Annotated in this window: 16 protein-coding genes; 10 read left to right on the top strand and 6 right to left on the bottom strand. The window is 42.8% G+C overall.

Going from position 1 to position 13,809, the window contains the following annotated elements; translation table 11 throughout:
- Window positions 1-69: 69 nt before the first annotated feature.
- The gene (locus tag MKI85_RS16700; RefSeq protein WP_241629414.1) at window positions 70-951 is read left to right on the top strand and encodes an energy transducer TonB; all 882 of its coding nucleotides are present in this window, start codon (window positions 70-72) and stop codon (window positions 949-951) included.
- An 88-nt stretch (window positions 952-1,039) separates the two neighbouring features.
- Here MKI85_RS16700 and MKI85_RS16695 read toward each other — a convergent pair whose 3' ends face one another.
- The 4 genes from MKI85_RS16695 to miaB form a co-directional block, all read right to left on the bottom strand.
- The gene (locus MKI85_RS16695; RefSeq protein ID WP_241629413.1) at window positions 1,040-1,342 is read right to left on the bottom strand and encodes an antibiotic biosynthesis monooxygenase family protein; all 303 of its coding nucleotides are present in this window, start codon (window positions 1,340-1,342) and stop codon (window positions 1,040-1,042) included.
- Between the two features lie 73 nt (window positions 1,343-1,415).
- On the bottom strand, window positions 1,416-1,898 hold the full coding sequence (ybeY, locus tag MKI85_RS16690; protein ID WP_241629411.1) for an rRNA maturation RNase YbeY: 483 nt from the start codon (window positions 1,896-1,898) through the stop codon (window positions 1,416-1,418).
- 18 nt (window positions 1,899-1,916) lie between these two features.
- Window positions 1,917-2,993, bottom strand: coding sequence for a PhoH family protein (locus tag MKI85_RS16685; RefSeq protein ID WP_241629409.1), 1,077 nt, complete (start codon window positions 2,991-2,993; stop codon window positions 1,917-1,919).
- Between the two features lie 39 nt (window positions 2,994-3,032).
- On the bottom strand, window positions 3,033-4,487 hold the full coding sequence (gene miaB, locus MKI85_RS16680) for a tRNA (N6-isopentenyl adenosine(37)-C2)-methylthiotransferase MiaB (protein WP_241629407.1): 1,455 nt from the start codon (window positions 4,485-4,487) through the stop codon (window positions 3,033-3,035).
- Window positions 4,488-4,518: 31 nt separating this feature from the next.
- Between miaB and MKI85_RS16675 the strand changes: the two genes are divergently transcribed.
- From MKI85_RS16675 to MKI85_RS16650, 6 genes are all read left to right on the top strand, one after another.
- Window positions 4,519-4,701 carry a hypothetical protein gene (locus tag MKI85_RS16675; protein WP_241629405.1) on the top strand — a complete coding sequence of 61 codons (183 nt, stop codon included), beginning with the start codon at window positions 4,519-4,521 and terminating at the stop codon, window positions 4,699-4,701.
- A gap of 193 nt (window positions 4,702-4,894) precedes the next feature.
- A complete protein-coding gene (locus MKI85_RS16670; protein ID WP_413351745.1) occupies window positions 4,895-6,790 on the top strand; it encodes a lytic transglycosylase domain-containing protein in 1,896 nt (631 codons plus the stop codon).
- A gap of 34 nt (window positions 6,791-6,824) precedes the next feature.
- Window positions 6,825-7,490, top strand: coding sequence for a ribonuclease T2 family protein (locus MKI85_RS16665; RefSeq protein ID WP_241629401.1), 666 nt, complete (start codon window positions 6,825-6,827; stop codon window positions 7,488-7,490).
- 171 nt (window positions 7,491-7,661) lie between these two features.
- Window positions 7,662-8,648, top strand: a complete 987-nt coding sequence (locus MKI85_RS16660; protein ID WP_016168548.1) for a malate dehydrogenase — start codon at window positions 7,662-7,664, stop codon at window positions 8,646-8,648.
- A 163-nt stretch (window positions 8,649-8,811) separates the two neighbouring features.
- On the top strand, window positions 8,812-9,069 hold the full coding sequence (locus MKI85_RS16655) for a DUF2789 family protein (RefSeq protein WP_241629399.1): 258 nt from the start codon (window positions 8,812-8,814) through the stop codon (window positions 9,067-9,069).
- 136 nt (window positions 9,070-9,205) lie between these two features.
- The gene (locus MKI85_RS16650) at window positions 9,206-9,457 is read left to right on the top strand and encodes a DUF2789 family protein (RefSeq protein ID WP_241629397.1); all 252 of its coding nucleotides are present in this window, start codon (window positions 9,206-9,208) and stop codon (window positions 9,455-9,457) included.
- 84 nt (window positions 9,458-9,541) lie between these two features.
- Here the strand turns inward: MKI85_RS16650 and MKI85_RS16645 are convergent, their stop codons facing one another.
- Window positions 9,542-10,069: a hypothetical protein gene (locus MKI85_RS16645; RefSeq protein ID WP_241629394.1), complete on the bottom strand. Its 528-nt coding sequence runs from the start codon at window positions 10,067-10,069 to the stop codon at window positions 9,542-9,544.
- Window positions 10,070-10,128: 59 nt separating this feature from the next.
- Window positions 10,129-10,731: a 2OG-Fe(II) oxygenase gene (locus MKI85_RS16640; protein WP_241629393.1), complete on the bottom strand. Its 603-nt coding sequence runs from the start codon at window positions 10,729-10,731 to the stop codon at window positions 10,129-10,131.
- A 115-nt stretch (window positions 10,732-10,846) separates the two neighbouring features.
- On the opposite strand from MKI85_RS16640, the gene MKI85_RS16635 reads away from it, so the two are divergent.
- Genes MKI85_RS16635 through MKI85_RS16625 form a run of 3 tightly spaced genes read left to right on the top strand, consistent with a single transcriptional unit; the run spans window position 10,847 to window position 13,682 of the window.
- Window positions 10,847-11,704 (top strand): 23S rRNA (adenine(2030)-N(6))-methyltransferase RlmJ, encoded by an 858-nt coding sequence (locus MKI85_RS16635; RefSeq protein ID WP_241629390.1) that lies wholly within the window; start codon window positions 10,847-10,849, stop codon window positions 11,702-11,704.
- Window positions 11,705-11,752: 48 nt separating this feature from the next.
- Window positions 11,753-12,577, top strand: a complete 825-nt coding sequence (gene pssA, locus MKI85_RS16630) for a CDP-diacylglycerol--serine O-phosphatidyltransferase (RefSeq protein WP_241629388.1) — start codon at window positions 11,753-11,755, stop codon at window positions 12,575-12,577.
- A 31-nt stretch (window positions 12,578-12,608) separates the two neighbouring features.
- Complete coding sequence (locus MKI85_RS16625; RefSeq protein ID WP_241629385.1) at window positions 12,609-13,682, top strand: DUF6670 family protein; 1,074 nt, start codon at window positions 12,609-12,611, stop codon at window positions 13,680-13,682.
- Window positions 13,683-13,809 lie beyond the last annotated feature (127 nt).

Raw genomic sequence — 13,809 nt, 5'->3', positions numbered from 1 at the left:
TAGCAACCAAGTCAAAATTTTACTGTATATACAGTGTGCAGTGTGGGGAAGACAGTTTGTCGCTTAGCTATGATCCTGAATAAAATAAATTATACGCCTTTGTTACGTGCTTGGTGGAAAGATCCGATTTTTACTACGGCGGTGGTTTTTGCCCTGATTGTACATCTTTTGGTTTTAGCTATCGAATTTACTGCACCTACCCAACACGATGCTACCGTGAAAGAAATTGCAGTGACCTTGCGTCCGAGCGAGAAAAAAGTTGAGCATGCCGATTTTCTGGCACAGGCGGATCAACAAGGCTCTGGAACTTTTCGTGAAGCACACCGTATGTCTAGTGACATGCCTGCACCAATGCTGGAGCAGAGTGCAGGTGAAAAACAGATGGAGACGCTGGAAAAAACACAACAAAAACGTGAATTGAATTTTGAAGAAAAAGTCTTGATGACCACGCTGAGTTGGCAGAAACAAGCAGAACAAAATCGTCGTAAAAAGGCGATGGAAGAGCTGAATAGTCAGTTCCAAGCCAAAGCGGCCATGGTGGCAAGTTTAGAAGCACAGTATTTACAGCGTCAGCAAAACTTTAGCCGCCAACAAAAAATTAAAACTGTGGATGGCATTCAAGCCAAGCAGGACATTTCGGCTGCCTATTTAGAAAAATTCAGAGAAAAAGTCGAGTTTTATGGCAATCGTTACTACCCAGAACAAGCCAAACAACAACGCTTGGCTGGTGAAGTGCGCTTGATGGTGATTTTGAACCGTAATGGTGGGATTCGTGCCATTCGTTTAATTGAAAGCTCTGGTCATGATTTGCTTGATGAAGCAGCCAAGGCTTCGGTACGGAAAGCTGCACCATTTACGGCATTTGATAGCAAGATGAAGGATATTTCAGAATTGCGCATTGTCCGAACTTGGCGTTTTGACCCTGCAGAAGCTGAGTTCGAAGTGCAGTAATTCAAGAGAATTAGATGCATTCAGTCTGACTTTATTGCAGCTGAGATGAGCGCATTAATGTACAAGAATTTACGCGAATACGGTGTTATTACATATGAGCAGCACTGGTATAGTGATGTTCAATCTTGCAGATTTCCACACTAAAGGATTGATACCAGTGTTGTTTCCCAAGTTGCTGTGCGACTTGGTGTTCTGCATCCTGATGCCATGCCTGAATATCGTTTAGATTATTCCAATACGACAAGGCAACTTCAAAATCTTGTTCCGAAATCGCTTCAAATTTCTGACAATTAAATTGCGTTATTGCTTTTTCTCGCAGTGATTGTGCGGTTTTAAAATAGGTTTCATCGAGTGCTTTGATTTTGGCTTTAAAAATAACCACGTAATGCATGATTGCCCCTTTTGCTCAGTGCTGTGAAGTTACAAGGCATAAAAAAGCGAGCCGAAGCTCGCATTTCTAAAATTTAGTCTTGTTCCAAATAAGGATTGTCAAAACCTAATTTGGCTAAAATTTCAATTTCCAGTGCTTCCATTTCTTCCGCATCTTCGTCAGAAGTTTCATGGTCATAGCCCATGAGGTGTAGGGTGCCATGCACCAACATATGCGTGAAATGAGTTAATGGCGCTTTGTTTTGCTCTTGTGCCTCTTGCAGCACCACAGGAATACAAATCACCAAGTCACCAATCGGAAATGAAGCAAACACCTGCGCCATTTCATCAGGCAGATCACTTGGGAAAGATAAAACGTTGGTCGGTTTGTCTTTGCCACGATATTCTAAATTGAGTTTATGACTTTCATCATTGTCGACACAGGCAATCCCGATTTCGCAATCACTTTGGGTGTCGATATGACGTAAGCTGGTTTCAACCACTTTTTTGATATAAGCGCGTTTCAGCACCAAGTCTGGTGACTGAAACGACTGTTGTAGGGAAAGACTAAGTTTCAAAATGAATCCTTAAGGCGGTTAATCTTGTGCATCCGCAGCGGCATCATTTTCGGCAATTAACGCTTCTTGGCGTGCTTTGCGTTCTGCACGTGCTTCGGCACTCAGGCGTTGTTGTTCGCTGTCCCAACCTTCGTAAGCTTCTACGATTTTTTGTACCAGTTGATGTCGAACCACATCGCGTGAATGGAAGCGGGTAATGTGAATTTCTTTAATGTTTTCAATCACACGAAGTGTATGCGCAAGACCAGACTGTTGACCACGCGGTAAGTCAACTTGCGTGATGTCACCTGTAATTACGGCACGTGAACCAAAGCCTAACCGTGTCAGGAACATTTTCATTTGTTCAGGTGTGGTGTTTTGCGCTTCGTCTAGAATCACGAAAGAGTGATTTAAGGTACGACCACGCATGTAAGCAAGTGGTGCAACTTCAATCACCTGACGTTCAATCAATTTCGCCACTTTTTCAAAACCAAGCATTTCATACAAGGCATCGTACAAAGGGCGTAAGTAAGGATCGATTTTTTGGCTTAAATCACCCGGTAGGAAGCCCAGTTTTTCTCCCGCTTCGACTGCAGGACGTACCAATAAAATCCGTTGGATTTCATTGCGTTCTAACATATCGACTGCGGCAGCTACGGCAAGGTAGGTTTTACCTGTCCCTGCAGGACCAATACCAAAGGAAATATCGCTTTGTAGGATCCGCTGAACATAACGTCGTTGGTTTGCACCACGTGGATTGATTCGACCTTTACGGGTTTGTAGATAGACATCTTCTAAACCCGTGTGTTCATTGTCAGAAAAATCTTCTTGAATTTCACGGTCAGTCTGACTGCCTTGAATCATCATGTGGATGACGTCGGCAGAAATTTGTTGAGAGGTTTCAGCTTCTTCATGCAGACGTTGCAAGAGTGTCTCGGCTCTTTCGACTGCATCAATCTCCCCATCGATGTAGAAATAATCACCTCGATGGGAAATTTGGACATCTAGACGTTGTTCGATTTGTTTCAAGTGACCGTTATAAGCACCGAGCATGCTTTTTAAACGCTCCATTGAAATACCAGGAAAAGTTACTGTACGTCGAATCGCTGCAGTCAAGAGAGTTCCTTTAAAGTAGCAAGAGTCTATACTCTTACATTACGACACGTCAGGCTCAAGATTCAAGAGTTCACCATAAACTAAATTCAAAGTTTTAATTTCAGTGATTTCAATCTCCGCAAAGCGTCCGACCCACGTAGCATCACCAATAAATGTGACATAACGTGTATTGTCCGCTGTGCCGATCAAAAGATTTGGATCCTTGTCAGAAACTTTTTCAATCAAGACGCGTTGAATAGTGCCGAGCATAGCATCCGTTTTACGGATACTCGATTGCTTAATCCAGTGTTGAACTTTGGCTAAGCGATCTTTTTTCACATCTTCAGGCGTGTTGTCAGATAATTCAGCGGCTGGCGTGCCTGGGCGTTTTGAATAGATAAAGCTATATGAGTGATCGAAATCGAGGTCTTGAATAAATTGATAGGTTTCTTCAAAGTTTTCATCAGTTTCGCCAGGGAAGCCGATAATAAAGTCTGAAGAGAGGTGCATGTCAGGACGGACTTTGCGTAACTTGGCAATCTTCTCGATGTACACATCAATGGTGTGATTACGCTTCATGCCTTGTAACACATCATTAGAACCGCTTTGCACAGGTAAATGCAGATGTGAAACCATTTGTGGCAAATCACGGTAACACTGAATTAAATCATCATTAAATTCAAGCGGGTGTGACGTGGTATAACGCAGACGACCGATGCCTGAAATTTCAGCCACAAGGCGTAATAAGTCAGCAAAGGTACAGATATTACCTTCAAAGGTTTCACCACGGTAACCATTGACATTTTGACCTAACAGACTGATTTCACGTACGCCTTTTTCTGCCAGTGTCGCGATTTCTGCCAACACGTCATCCAGCGGTCGAGAAACTTCTTCACCGCGAGTGTAAGGCACTACACAGAATGAACAGTATTTAGAACAGCCTTCCATAATTGACACAAAGGCTTTGTAGCCTTCTACTCGTGGTTCAGGCAAGAAATCGAATTTCTCAATGTCTGGGAAGGAAATATCCACCAGTTTGATTTTGTCTTTCTTTGGTTTTTCTATTTGCTCGAAATGCTGATCGAGCATTTGTGGCAAACGATGCAGGGTTTGCGGACCAAAAATCATATCCACATAATTGGCACGCTTCTGGATGTTGTCACCTTCTTGAGAGGCTACACATCCACCAACACCAATAATCAGGTCTGGGTTTTTGTCTTTCAGCTTACGCCAACGCCCCAACTCTGAAAACACCTTTTCTTGCGCTTTTTCACGAATCGAGCAGGTATTCATGAGCAGAATATCGGCTTCTTTCGGATCTTGAGTCAGTACGTAACCGTGTGAATCGCCAAGTAAATCTGCCATACGGTGACTGTCATACTCATTCATCTGACACCCTTGCGTTTCGATATACAGTTTTTTAACTGAACCGTCGGCTGGGGTGTGCTGTGGCTGGGTAACAGTGTTTTCTGAAGCAGCGTTGGCACCATTCGGGATGAAGGTTTGAACCGTCATGTAGGCTCCTAACAGGGTAAAACGGAGAAACGTGTCCTCTGCATCTGGTTTGGCAGGCAAGTGTCTGATGAACATCCGCGAGCGGAGAAACCGAGATAAAACACGAGAGATTTTAATGAAGGCGCATATTTTAGCAGGATTTACAGAAAAACGGTCAGCTTTAAATATCAAAGCAAAAATATTGATTTATGAAGCAAAAATGTTTGAAAATTAATATTGCCTTATCAGAAGGTTACACAACACAACAACAGAGTAGCTAGAGAATATTCTAAACTAGCGGCTTAAATAGCGTGTTTGCATTGAGATTGGGTCGACTAGGTAAAATAAAGGATGAAGGCGCACATATGTTAAATCAGTGGTTACATAAGAAAAATTATTATCACGTACTTGCATGGAGTGTGGCTTCCATGGGCATGTTGAGTCATGCCTATGCGGCAGATGAACAGTTTAATGATGCGTTGCAAGCAGCCAATTCGGGCAACACTGAATTATTACAACAATATCAAATGTCTATGCAGAGTGATGTTTTGGGCTACTACCCAGAATATTGGACATTAAACGCGAACTTAGGTTTTCAACCTGCCAACAATATTGTCAATTTTGCGCGTCGTTATCCTCAATCTGCAATGGCAGAAAAATTAGCCGCAGACTACGTTGAAGAAAAAGTTAAACAAGCTGATTTTAGCAGTGCGCAACCAGTTTTGCCTTATGTGACCAATGCTGATCAGGCAGAAAGTTGTGCGGTCGCGCAGGTACGTGCCAAAACAGGTGATGCGCTGGTGTTTGCCGAATATAAAGATGTATGGTTAACCACCAACTCACAACCTGAATCCTGTACAGGACTGGCACGGCAAATGTTGTCCAGCCCGCTAATGACTGAGCAAGACAAGCAGCAGCGCTTATGGGTGTTGTTGCGTGCAGGACAATCGGGGCAAGCGGTAGCAACGGCGCAGTCGCTCGGGTTAAATCTAAGTTTGTCTCAATTCAACCAGATTCAGGCAGATCCTCTGAATTATGTCTGGTCGGCACCGAAAGTCACGGCAGAAGATCAAGCCTATCTGATTTTTGCCATGGGGCGCATGGCGGATAGTGATTTGGATGCTGCGATTTCATCGGTTCAGCGGACTGCACAAGGGACACCTGAAGCTGTACAGAAAGCCTTATATCGTGCAGTCGGTTATATTGGTGGCACCACAGTGATGAAGAATAATTTCAAGCGTGAAGTCTTGAATAATTTGGATGCCAGTTATGGTCTGCCATTTAGTCCGGAAGAAGCGGAAATTTACGCGCGTCAAGCCATTCGCTTTAGTGCGTGGGAAAGTCTGATTCGTGCGATTGATGCGATGAGTGTTAATCAAAAGCAAGAAGATCGTTGGCAATACTGGTTGGCACGAGCCTATGAACAGCGCAATGACGCCAGTGCCAAACGTGCAGCGCAGGAAATTTTCCGTAAACTGGCGCAAGGGGATCAGTATCATAATTTATTGGCGAAAGATCATGTAGGGCAGCGCTATAGCTCTATTCCATCCAATGTGCAGCCAAGTAACAGTGACATACAACGTTTAAGTCAAGATATTCATTTTAATCGTGCATTTAGCTTACGGAATGTCAATGCACCTGATAGCTATGTGAATCGTGAGTGGAACTGGGCAGTGCGTCAAGCCTACTTGAAACATGATGATGGCTTGTTGTTAGCCGCAGCCAAGCGTGCCACCGATATGGGTTGGTATGATCGTGCCATTTATGCCGCAGACCGTACCGAAAATAAACATAACTACGCTTACCGCTATGCCATGCCGCATCAGAGTTATGTAGTTAGCCATAGCCAGAATGCAGGCATTGATCCTGCGTGGGCCTATGGCTTAATGCGTCAGGAAAGTCGTTTTGTGTCCAGCGCGCGCTCGCATGTCGGGGCTGGTGGCTTAATGCAAATCATGCCAGATACCGCGAGACTGGTTGCCAAGCAAATGGGTGAAACCTATAATCCAGCCGCCTTATCGGATATGAATACCAATATTCGCTACGGGACATTTTATCTGTCAATGATCAATGGGCAGTTAAGCAGTAATCCAGTATTGGCAACTGCGGGATATAACGCGGGACCCAATCGGGCGCGCCGTTGGCAGCCTGATGATCGTCCATTAGCCGCAGATCAATATACGGAAAGCATTCCCTTGCATGAAACCCGTGACTATGTGAAGCAGGTTATGACCAATGCCACGCATTATGGTGTTTTATTGGGGCAGGGGGCGCAGTCTATTGGGAATCGTATGCAAGTGATTCCTTATCGCGGTACGCCTTAAAACTATTGTATACACACTTAAAGGTTTAATCTTGATGAGGTTTGATGCTGTTGAACAGACATACTTGAAAGGCACCCTGCTCACACTGAGCGGGTTATGCTTGTCTGTGTGTTCACTCACAACCTCAGCCGCCTCTTCTGCAGCAACGCAGGGCTATGTCATGGAAATTCAAATGACCCCTGCAGCATGTATGATGGATAGTCAGCGCAGCAAGAAACGGAAGTGTTTAGAAGGCTACTCACTTAATATTGTTGGACTATTGCCAGTCACAGCCGACAGAGATTGTGATACCTCGACATCAGCTGCGCTTTCCCCTTTGCAAGCCAAAGTGGTGGCACGGGTGATGCCAGATGAGAATGCACGCGTGCAGCTTTGGCAATCGATCGGTGGATGTGTGCCGATGGGGGCGAGTCAGTATTTCCGTACGATCATCAATTACGCAGAACGTTTAAAAATCCCTGCAGAGTTGTCCAGCCCTGAAACGCGGACTTTGCCACAGAGTCATATTAAGCTGCAATTTTTACGTCTGAATCCGAGTTTGCCAAGCACGGGCATTCAGTTGGGCTGTCAAAGTTATCGTGGTGAAAACTTTTTGACCAAAGTGAATATCTGCTACAAAACCAATGGACAGTATAAGCAGTGTTCTACTGCTGTCGTCAGCAATTGCCCAAGTCAGATCACCATTAAAGGCTCATATTAATTTTTTTGTGACTGGCGATTTATATTTCCTATCAGACTTTTGTTGAAATTGACGCTCTTTTTTATGCATATCCTTGAGGATTGGAGTACAATCTTTGCCGTTTATGATAATTCGATGAAAACGGACAGACCCGTTTAATCATATTAACGATCCTCAATTGGAGATAATTACATGAAGCAACCTGTTCGCGTTGCCGTTACTGGCGCAGCTGGTCAAATCGGTTACAGCTTATTATTCCGTATCGCTAGCGGTGAAATGCTTGGTAAAGACCAACCCGTTATTTTGCAATTGTTAGAAGTTCCATTTGAGAAAGCTCAAGCTGCGCTTAAAGGCGTAATGATGGAATTAGATGACTGTGCTTTCCCATTATTGGCTGGCATGATCGGTACTGATGATCCTAAAGTTGCATTCAAAGATGCTGACTACGCGTTATTGGTTGGTTCACGTCCACGTGGTCCTGGTATGGAACGTGCTGACTTGTTAAAAGTGAATGGCGAAATCTTCATTGGTCAAGGTCAAGCACTGAACGAAGTTGCTAGCCGTGACGTTAAAGTATTGGTTGTAGGTAACCCTGCAAACACCAACGCTTACATCGCAATGAAATCTGCTCCAGATCTTCCAGCGAAAAACTTCACTGCAATGTTACGTCTTGACCACAACCGTGCGTTAACTCAACTTGCTCAAAAAGCGGGTGTTGCAGTTTCTGACATCGAAAACATGACAGTTTGGGGTAACCACTCTCCAACAATGTATGCTGACTACCGTTTTGCAACGGTAAACGGCGAAAGCTTAAAAGACAAAATCAACGATGCTGCTTGGAACAAAGACGTATTCCTTCCAACTGTTGGTAAGCGTGGTGCTGCAATCATCGAAGCGCGTGGTCTTTCTTCTGCTGCTTCTGCTGCAAACGCTGCGATTGATCATATGCGTGACTGGGCGCTTGGCACAAACGGCAAATGGGTAACTATGGGTATCCCTTCTGACGGTTCTTATGGTATTCCTGAAGGCGTAATGTTCGGTTTCCCTGTAACAACTGAAAATGGCGAATACAAAATCGTTCAAGGTCTTGAAATCGATGAATTCAGCCGTGAGCGTATTAACTTCACTCTTAATGAGTTAGAAGAAGAACGCGCAGCAGTTGCTGACATGGTGAACTAATATAATCTTTTTAGATTAAGTTAAAAAAGCACTCCATCAAGGGGTGCTTTTTTTATGGCTGAACAGAACCAACAAAAAATAACAAGCTGAAAAAATATACAGAATGATTTTATAGCGCTATTCCGTTACCTTGAAAAGAGAACAAGGACGCGAGGACAGAATGATGTTTGATGTACAACCCACCCTAGAACTGCTATTTGAGCAGCTGGGTTTAAATGCCAGTGAAAGTGATATTGACCAATTTATACGTGAGCATCAATTGGGTGCTGATGTCGCGCTGCATCAAGCCAGTTTTTGGACAGAGTCTCAGCGAGAGTTTTTACACAGTCACTGGGATAAAGATGACGAATGGGCAATCGTGATCGATACTTTAAACGAACAATTACATGAAGATACCGGAACCATGAATATTAGTGGATAAAACAGGCTGTAGTGATTTCCAGTAGTTCACAAAAAACTACAACAAAATCACTGCAGCCTCTTTTTTTGTCTGCATAATTCTTATAAGTTAATTGAATAATAAATTACAGATGAATTGATAAGGGGCGGGAAAAACTATGAAAAACCATCCATCCTTAGAGCTACTGTTTTCGCAATTAGGTTTAGCTAACAGTTTGGCAGCCATCGAGCTGTATATTCGTACACATCAACTCCCTGCACATTTGTCTTTGCATGAAGCACCGTTTTGGAATAAATCACAACGAGATTTTTTGATTAGTCATTTGGTGCAAGATGATGATTGGGCGATCTGGATTGATGAACTGAATCAACAATTGCATCTGGATGCCTATAAATTACAAATGGCTTAATCCAATATTGTGCTGCTAGAGTAATTACCCAACCTATGCAGAAAAAAAGCGCCTATTTCGGCGCTTTTTAATTACAGTTTGTTTTTAATGTGGTTTCTGTTGCGTGAGCTGCACAAACCATAAATTTTCACGGTATGACTCAAATGCAGGATGCTGATGCAATAAGAATGAGTCAAATTCAGCAGTCTGGCTATATTTCTTTAACCAATGACGACTTAAAGCTGTTTCATTTTTACAGGCGCAGGCATATGCAAGGAAGAAATACACATCACCATGCTCATGCACGGTGAGTGGTTTTAAAATCTGTTGAGTAATTAAAGCAAAACGCGGTTCTTTGGTAATTTCGAAGTACAGCATATATGCTTTGGCTAAATGTAGAGACAGATTCAAATAGGTTTGGAGCGGTATTTCATCAAATTCAACACGCCCTTGTTCGAGCAATACAATAGCTTCTTGCAAAAAATGCAGTTGCTCCTGACGCACACAGCTTAAAGTCACCAATGCCAAACGCAGGTCTGCGCGTTCTAGCGCCAAATCAGGGGTATTGCCTTCCAAATACATTTGGTCAGTCTCACCAATTCGCGCAATAATTTGCTTGGCATCTTTCAGCATTAGTACTGTCCTCTTCAGTTAAGTGGCTTATATATGGTCATTAGGTAAAATTTAAAGGTTTACCAAATTGAGTTGCCACTTCTTAACCAAGCCGTAATCGAAAGACGTTGTTGTTTGGCTTCAATGACCTCATGCAGTAAATCACTTTGGAATAAGGCAATGCGATTCGGTTGCGGTGGAATGATATGCCACTCACCATTTTTATCTTGCAGTCGAAGCTGACCACCCCAGTCGTCTTGCCATGCCTCATGTAAATAGTAAACCACGGATAGGACACGATCATTTTTCTTTTGTGGATTATCACGATGCAGCGCATAAAACTCACCGGCATGATAGCAAGCAAAATGCGCTTCGACTTCACGAATGCCTAAGTAGAAAGCCTGATTTAGTTGCTCTGACAGCAAGGACAGGGTATCCACATGTTGTTGTGCTACAGACAATTCTGGATGAATCCAGAGAATATGGTCGCTACGAATTTTACTCACGACCCCATTCTGAATTGCAGCTTCACGGAATTGATTTAAATGGGAGGTGCATTCATTGACCAAATCAGTGACATATTCAGTTGGATATGCCTGATCAATCAGTGCAAAACCCTGTCGATCAAGATCATTCAGGACTTGATCAATATTCCATGATGCGGGAAGCTTGGAAGCAAGCATAAAAGCACAACTCAAAACAAGAAAACAGAACAGCTTTATTCTAGAACAACATAAGCATCGGAACGAAACTATTTTTCATGCTAAAATACCCATTGATTTTAGGAATTAAATAGAAATGAATTACCGTCACCATTTCCATGCAGGCAACTTTGCCGACGTCATGAAGCATGTGTTATTGCTACAGCTTTTGACTCGACTCAATGCAAAAGATAAACCATATCGCTATGTTGATACGCATGGTGGTGCGGGTAAATATGACTTATCTTCCTCAGAAGCACAAAAATCAGGTGAGTTTTTAAATGGTATTCACCGTTTGGTTAAACTGGATGATTCGGTTAAACGTACTGCGCCTGAAGGGGTTCAGCAATATTTAAAAATTGTTGAAAAAATGCGTGGTAATTTTGGTAAAGGTGCATATCCAGGTTCGCCGTGGTTTGCACTGGAAGGTATGCGTGAGATTGATAAAGCGACTATTTTTGAAATGCAGCGTGATGTATTTCAGCAATTGCGCCATAATCTTCATGACAAACGTGCAGGTCTACATGAGCGCGATGCGTATGAAGGCTTACTGGGTGTAATTCCACCGAAAGAAAAGCGTGGTTTGGTTATGATCGATCCACCATATGAGCTAGAGCGTAAAGACTTTCCGCAATTGGTAGAGCTTTTAGTTGCTGCTTATAAGAAATGGCCGACAGGTGTCTTTGCTGTGTGGTATCCAATTAAAGATCGCGCCATGATTGATCGTTTTGAAAAGAAAATGTACAAGACAGGTATTCGCCGCCAGTTGGTTTGTGAAGTTTGTGTATGGCCTGATGACACGCCAGTTGGCTTAAACGGTTGTGGTCTATTGGTCATTAACCCACCTTGGAAGTTCTCTCAAGATGCAGATGAAGCATTACAATGGTTGTTCCCGCATTTACGCATGCAAGAAAATGGCGGCCATGCCGCAGTGCGTTGGTTGGTTGGCGAATAGTCGCGAATAGACAGTAAAAAATTAGGTTGCAGATTAGGATATAAAACAATGACAAATAGCTCTAAACCTGAACGCGAATTAAATGCGCCAGAACATGACTACGATGGAATTACCTTCGAAGTTGTGGAAGAGGAGCACACGCAAGAAGGGCAGAAAGTCAAACGTCGTGGTATCTATTTGTGGCCGAATTTAATTACTACAGCGGCATTGCTCTCGGGTTTCTACTCTATTATTGCCAGTATGAATGGCGAATTTACTCAAGCGATTTATGCGATTTTTATCGCGGCCTTATTTGATGGATTGGATGGTCGTGTAGCACGTGCCATTGGTGCGCAAAGTGCCTTTGGCGAACAATTTGATTCACTTTCTGATTTATTGGCGTTTGGTGTTGCTCCAGCGATTTTGATGTATAGCTGGAGTTTGCATGATTTGGGGCGTATCGGTTTAGCCTGCTGCTTTATTTATACTGCTTGTGCAGCATTTCGTTTGGCGCGCTTTAATGTACAAATTGGTGTGGTGGACAAGCGTTATTTTATCGGTGTGGCAAGTCCATTGGCTGCAGTCATGATTATTTCGATGGTCTGGGTTGGTCGTGATTTCCCCAATATCTTCGATTTAAATGAGTTAGGCATCCAAATTGTCAATGCAGCCATCATTGTGGCGGTTGGACTGTTGATGATTTCCAATATTAAATACTATTCATTTAAGACGGTAGATCGTAAGCGCGTGCCGTTTGCAGTACTGCCAATCGCGGTCTTTATCCTTGCGGCCATGACGTACAACATTCCAGTCGGTATTTTGGTTATTTCAATCATTTATGCACTTTCTGGTTTTGTCACCACCTTCCTTGCTCGCAAACAAACTGTGAGTTAATTATGGACTAAGCGTGATGAGGAGCTAGGCAATGCAATTATTTCAAGATTTCCTAGATCGATCCAAGCAATTGAATTTGGCTCCCAAAAAGTCACGCTTAAACTTCCATGTCCCTACACGCCAATATAAATTTGTTTACTTTGGCGTGATCTTGCCCAATCTTCCTGCGCCATTACATTATTTTAATTTCATCGGTTTGATGGGTTCTGCTCATGCGCCGATGCTACGCAATGAAAGTGCCGTCCAAACAGATGCCATAGATACGGCAACCATTTTATGCAGTAGTAGTCCGCATATGGTCGGGCAACTGCATAGTTATGTGATGGATCGAGACTGCATTTTCTCCAAGGGAATATTGCAATTCTCTAGTCAAGAACAAGTTTCTGGGATTTTACCTAACTTACAAATTCAGCGAGAAGATCGTGAGTTAAGCTGCCAGCTTTCGATTCATACCACTTCACAGGTTAATTATTTTAATAAGATGCGAATGGGGCTGGCAGAACATTGGTCTACCCGATGCTTTTGTGAAGGTTCTATAATTTATAAAGAGCAAAAATTTAAGATTGCACAACAAGGGGTATTTGAATTTGCCCGAGCAATTCAGTTTCCTTATTTGCCGCTAGCTTTCTTTACCTATCAAATTATTCAACTCGATAATGGTGATCAACTGCTATTGGCGCAAACACGGGACAGTTTTAATCGGATTGTGCAATCTCGCATTTACCTGAAATATGCGCAAGTTGAACGAATCGAACTTTTTGATGAGTGTGTACAGTTTAAAGTTCACCGTGTGTATCCAAAAGTGATGACCCCTAATGGGCAGGAGATGTATTTGCCGCGAGAGTTTGAATGGAATTATCAAAGCAAACGAGGGGATATCATTCAGGTACAAGCACAAAGTCGGGGAGATTTTAAATTTGGACTGGCTGCGGGTTATGTAGGAAGTTTTAAATATCAAATTAAGATCAATGCACGAGAGGAATACGGTGAAGCAGGCTATTGTGAATATGTCGATTGTCGTACATTGAAGTGGCAAGAAAAAAATCAGGATGAAAAAATCCTAGATAATTTCTCGAATTCTGTGCCTTTTATGCTCAAAAAATAACTTTAAAAGCCATTTTTGCTGATTAAATGAACGAGCGAACGGTTTTTTATAAAATAAACCAAAATAGGGGTTGTAACGGATAAGAAATGCTGTAGAATGCACATCCATCGGCGGTGATGCAGATAAA

The sequence above is a fragment of the Acinetobacter zhairuonensis genome, assembly GCF_022601715.1.
GTDB lineage: Bacteria > Pseudomonadota > Gammaproteobacteria > Pseudomonadales > Moraxellaceae > Acinetobacter.
The sequence above is the reverse complement of the archived record's forward strand: the minus strand, read 5'-3'. Positions and strand labels throughout refer to the sequence as shown.